This is a genomic window from Kitasatospora sp. NPDC004272, from assembly GCF_053603035.1.
This window is the reverse complement of record NZ_JBSGET010000255.1, coordinates 1-4,679: the sequence shown is the minus strand read 5'-3', so window position 1 is coordinate 4,679 and position 4,679 is coordinate 1. Positions and strand designations below refer to the sequence as shown.

The 4,679-nt window shown below is 77.7% G+C and carries 6 protein-coding genes; 5 read left to right on the top strand and 1 reads right to left on the bottom strand.

Annotation, left to right across the window (positions count from 1 at the left end; all coding sequences use genetic code 11):
* Window positions 1-347 precede the first annotated feature (347 nt).
* From ACWEO5_RS38050 to ACWEO5_RS38030, 5 genes are all read left to right on the top strand, one after another.
* Window positions 348-623, top strand: coding sequence for a hypothetical protein (locus tag ACWEO5_RS38050; RefSeq protein ID WP_344550940.1), 276 nt, complete (start codon window positions 348-350; stop codon window positions 621-623).
* 252 nt (window positions 624-875) lie between these two features.
* The gene (locus tag ACWEO5_RS38045) at window positions 876-1,298 is read left to right on the top strand and encodes a secondary thiamine-phosphate synthase enzyme YjbQ (protein ID WP_452166643.1); all 423 of its coding nucleotides are present in this window, start codon (window positions 876-878) and stop codon (window positions 1,296-1,298) included.
* Window positions 1,299-1,455: 157 nt separating this feature from the next.
* Window positions 1,456-1,698: a hypothetical protein gene (locus tag ACWEO5_RS38040; protein ID WP_452166644.1), complete on the top strand. Its 243-nt coding sequence runs from the start codon at window positions 1,456-1,458 to the stop codon at window positions 1,696-1,698.
* 5 nt (window positions 1,699-1,703) lie between these two features.
* Window positions 1,704-2,543 (top strand): alpha/beta fold hydrolase, encoded by an 840-nt coding sequence (locus ACWEO5_RS38035; protein ID WP_452166642.1) that lies wholly within the window; start codon window positions 1,704-1,706, stop codon window positions 2,541-2,543.
* A 112-nt stretch (window positions 2,544-2,655) separates the two neighbouring features.
* Entirely contained in the window at window positions 2,656-2,856 is a 201-nt protein-coding gene (locus tag ACWEO5_RS38030) for a hypothetical protein (RefSeq protein ID WP_452166641.1), read from the top strand.
* Between the two features lie 13 nt (window positions 2,857-2,869).
* On the opposite strand, the gene ACWEO5_RS38025 is transcribed toward ACWEO5_RS38030, so the two are convergent.
* Window positions 2,870-4,679, bottom strand: a 1,810-nt coding sequence (locus ACWEO5_RS38025; protein WP_452166640.1) for an SbcC/MukB-like Walker B domain-containing protein, incomplete at its 5' end; no start/stop codon positions are given.

Below are 4,679 nucleotides of genomic sequence, written 5' to 3'. Positions count from 1 at the left end.
GCCCGCCCGCTCCACGTTCGGCACCTGGTAGCCGCCGCACCCGCCCCGGCCGGGGGCGGGCCCCCGGCCCCCGCCCGCCGGCCCCGCCCGCGCGCCCGGCGCACCCGGTGCCCGCCGGTGCGCCCCGGCAGCGCACCGGACCGCCGCAGAGCCCAACGGCCGTTCGGTGCTTGGATGGTGCACCATCAACCGATGCCTAGTCGTGACCGGGAGCACCGGCCCCTGGTGAAGCGTCAGTTCCGTTCGCACGGTACGGTGGCAGAACACCAGGACGGTTGTGTGAAGGCCGTCATAGCCGGATAGTCTTCGCCTCACGGCCCTGGCGCCTCGTAGGGGTGGGAAACAAGATGGAACAGATGCAAGTGCGACCGCGGCCCCGGGTGCCCGCGATCCAGTGCGGTGTCGGCACGACCGGCCGCCGGATCGACCGACACCTGGCCGTCCTCGGCGCGCCCGCGCTCCCGGCAGTGGACACGGCAGAAGCGCTCGGCCTGATAAGGGAACTGACGCCGCGCGGGCCCAGCGCCCCGATGCCGGCCGCCTCGCCGCGCCGCAGTGCCCGGGTCTCCCTGATGGCGCCGCTGCGCCGCCTCAAGCGGAGCCTGTTCGGCAGCCGGGGCTGACCCCGGGGCGGGTGCTCCCGCCCGGGCGGTCCGCCCCGCTGCCACGACCCGACGGACGGGGAGTCCGTCGGGCTTTCGGCGTCCCCGCGCACGGCCCCGCACCCGGCTCCGGGTAGGGCCCCGCGCCCGGCCCGCGGGTGCCGGCCCGGGCCCCGGCAGACCCTGGCGCGCCCTGGCGAGCACCCTGGCGCTCGGGTGGCGTTCGGCCGCGGCCCCTACGAGGCGCGGCCCAAGATCGGCCAGGATGGCCCCATGTCCGACACCTTCCACACCCAGACGCTCGACGTCGCCACCGGCCGCGACGAGGTCGCCCTCGACGTCACCGACCGCTGCCACGCCTTCCTGAGAGAGGTCGCGGACGGCCGCGACGGACTGCTCAACGTCTTCGTCCCGCACGCCACCGCGGGCATCGCGGTGATCGAGACCGGCGCCGGCAGCGACGACGACCTGCTCGCCACCCTGCGCGAACTGCTGCCCGCCGACGACCGCTGGCGCCACCGCCACGGCAGCCCCGGCCACGGCCGCGACCACGTCCTGCCGGGCCTGGTCGCCCCGCACGCCACCCTGCCGGTGATCGGCGGCCGGATCGCCCTGGGCACCTGGCAGTCCGTCGTCCTGATCGACACCAACGGCGACAACCCGCAGCGCAAGCTCCGGCTCTCCTTCCTCGGCTGACCGGTCGGCGTCCGGCCGGCGTCCGACCGGCGTCCGACCGGCGTCCGACCCCCGGGATCCCCGACCACCCGGCGCGGGACGGGGGTTCGCCGGGCACGGCGGTGCGGTGGGCACCGCCGCGGGCACCGCGGTGGCGGACGGGCGTACCCTGTCCGGCATGGGAGAGCAGCAGCCGGAGACCGCGCCGGAGACCGAGGGCGCGCCCGCCGCCGAGCAGGTCTGCGAGGTGTCCGCCGACCCCGGGCAGTCGCTGCGCGGGCTGCGGCCCGGCGGGCCGGGGGAGCGGGCCGCGTGCGTGCTGTGCGGCGAGCCGACCGAGTACCCGGCCGACGCGCCCGGCAGCCCGCTGTGCCCCGTCTGCACCTGGCAGCAGGCCCAGCGCGCCGCCTGCTCCGGCTGACCGCGGTGTCCGGACCGGTCCCCGACGGGCGCCTGGAGCGGCCGCACGCCACCCTCGCCTACAGCGCCACCGGCGGCCGCGGCCCGCTCGCCGTGCACGCCCACGGGGCGCTCTCCAGCCGGGCGCACGAGCGGCGGGCCGGACTGTTCGACTGGACGGCGCTGACCGCGACCCACCGGCTGGCCCGGTACGACGCGCGCGGGCACGGCGAGTCCACCGGCCGGGCCGTCCCCGCCGACTACCACTACCCGGCGCTGGCCGCCGACCTGCTGGCGCTCTGCGACCACCTCTCGCCCGGCGCGCCCGTCACCGGACTCGGCGCGTCCATGGGCACCGCCACCGTGCTGTGGGCCGCGCTGGAGCGCCCCGAGCGCTTCGACCGCCTGGTACTGGCCGTCCCCGCCGTCGCCTGGGCCGCCCGGGAACCCCGCCGCAACGGGCTGCGGGCCGCCGCGACCCTGGTCGAACGGCGGGGCCGCGGCGCGCTGGACGCCGCGGCCCGGATGTCCGGACCGCCCGCCGTCCTCGCCGGTGCCCCGCAGTACACCACCGAGTTCGACCTGCCCGAACCGCTGCTGCCGGCCGCGCTGCGGGCCGCCGCCGCATCCGACCTGCCCGACCCCGAGGCGCTGCGCGACCTCCCGCACCCCGTCCTGCTGCTCGCCTGGGACACCGACCCCCTGCACCCCCTGGCCACCGCCCGCACCCTGGCCGCCCACCTCCCGAACGCCCGCCTGCACGTCTCGCACACCCTTGCGCAGGTGCGGAGTTGGGGCCGCCTGGCGGCCGCGTTCGTGGCGGAGGGGGAGCGGCACGGCGACGCCGGCCGAGGCCCCGGGTCCTGAGCCGGACCGGGCGGCGGCCCCCGCCCACCAGGGCGGCAAGCGCGACCGGGCCTTCCGGCAGAGCCCGCTGGAGCACGCCCTCGGCACCCGCCGGGTGGTCACGGGCTTGCAGGTGCCCCTCGAACCCCTGGCCGCCCGCCTGCGGCTGACCGTGGAACGGGGTCGGCGGGACCTCGGCGACACCGGCGCCGCGGTGTTCACGCTCGGCCGGACCCGCTTCGGCCCGAACCGGATCGGCGCCGACGCCACTGCCCCGGCCTTCCGCGGTCCCGCCGAGACCGGCTTCGAGCCCCGTGACGGCCGGACCGGCTGAGCCAGGGTGCCGGTCAGGCGTCCTCGCGGGTGGTGTGGTGGACGGTGGAGCCGGTGCGGTGCTTGCGGACCAGGAGTTGGGCGGGGACGCGGGTGCGCAGGTCGGGGACGTGGCTGACGATGCCGACGGCGCGGTCGCGTTCGCGCAGCGAGTCGAGGACGTCCATGACCTCTTCGAGGGCGTTCTCGTCGAGGGTGCCGAAGCCCTCGTCGATGAAGAGGGTGTCCAGGGGCATGCCGCCGGCCTCGTCGGTGACCACGTCGGCGAGGCCGAGGGCGAGGGCGAGGGAGGCGAAGAAGGACTCGCCGCCGGAGAGGGTGGCGGTGTCGCGCTCGCGGCCGGTCCAGGCGTCGACCACGTGCAGGGAGAGGCCGGAGCGCTTGGTGCCGGAGACCAGGCCGTCGCTGTGGACCAGGGTGTAGCGCCCGCCGGACATCTTCAGCAGGCGCCGGGTCGCGGCGGCGGCGACCTGCTCCAGCCGGGCGGCCAGCACGTACGACTCCAGGCGCATCCGCAGGGCGTTCTCGGCGGGGGCGCCGGCCAGCAGGGCGGCCAGCCGGCTGATCCGGGCGTGGGCGTCCAGGACGGGGGCGAGTTCGGCGGCCAGCGCGGCCAGGTCGCGGCCGATCCGGGCCAGGTCGGCGACCCGGCGGCGGGCCCGGTCGTGCCCGGAGTGGGCGTCGGCGAGGTGCCCGTCGGCGCGGGCGGCCGCCGCGCGGGCCGGTTCGGCGGCGGCGGGCGGGAGTTCGGCGGCGGCCCGCAGGGCGGGGTCGGCGAGCTGGGCGTCGGCCAGTTCGAGGTCGGCGTCGAGCTGCTTGAACCTCCGCCGCAGCGCGTCCAGTTCGTACGGGGGCAGGGCGGCCGCGTCCAGTGCCGCCAGGTCGGCGAAGCCCGCGTCGCGGGCGGCGCGGAGCAGGGCCGCCGTGCTCTCGTCGAGCCGGGTGCGGGCGGTGGCGGTGGCCCGGGCGGCGTCCAGGACGGCGGTGGTGGCGGTGGACAGCGCGGTGACGGTGGCGGCGCGGGCGGCGACCGAGGGGGCGTCGCCCCGGGCGGCGGCCAACCGCCGTGCCAGATCGGTGAGTTCGGCGTCCAGGGCGTTCAGCTGACCGGACAGCCGGGCGCTCTGCTCGGCGGCCTGGCGGAGCTGTTCGCGGTGCGCGCCGCCGTCCCGTTCCAGCCGTTCGAGCTGCTGGCCCAGCGGCAGCCAGCTTTCCGCCGCGCGCTGGAGGCTCTTCTGGCGGCCGGTCAGTTCGCGCAGGGCGGTGGTGAGTTCGGCTGCGCCGCGGCCTCCGGCGGCGGCCCCGGCCGCGGCGGCTTCGGCCTCCAGTGCGCTCAACTGCTTCGCCGCGTCGGCGAGTTCGGCTTCGGCGGCGTGCTGGGCGGCGCGGGCGCGGCGTTCGTCCTCGGCGGTGACCTGGTCGGCGGAGGGTTCGGCGGGGGCCGGGTGTCCGGGTGAGCCGCACACCCGGCACGGGGTGCCCGGGGTCAGGGCGGCGGCCAACTCGGCCGCCATGCCGGTGAGTCGGCGTTCCTGGAGGTCGAGGGTCCGCTGCCGGGCGTGCTGCGCGGCGTCGGTGCGCGCGCGGACGGCGTCCTGGGCGGCGGTGCGGTCGTCCCGCAGCCGCAGGTACCGCTCGGCGGCCGCCAACTGGCCCTGCAACTCCAGCTGCCGATCGGTCAGTTGGGCCAGTGCGGTGCGGGCTTCCCGGGCGTTCTCGCGGTCCTGCCAGCGCTCTACAACCCCTCTACGGGCCCGCCGCGCACAAGATCGCGTAGCGGGCCCGTAGAGGTCCCAGGTCAGCCCTGATCTGGGCTGTAGCGAT

Coding starts and splice junctions, on each gene's coding strand:
- ACWEO5_RS38050 (WP_344550940.1), top strand. CDS start 348: ATGGAACAGATGCAAGTGCGACCGCGGCCCCGGGTGCCCGCGATCCAG.
- ACWEO5_RS38045 (WP_452166643.1), top strand. CDS start 876: ATGTCCGACACCTTCCACACCCAGACGCTCGACGTCGCCACCGGCCGC.
- ACWEO5_RS38040 (WP_452166644.1), top strand. CDS start 1,456: ATGGGAGAGCAGCAGCCGGAGACCGCGCCGGAGACCGAGGGCGCGCCC.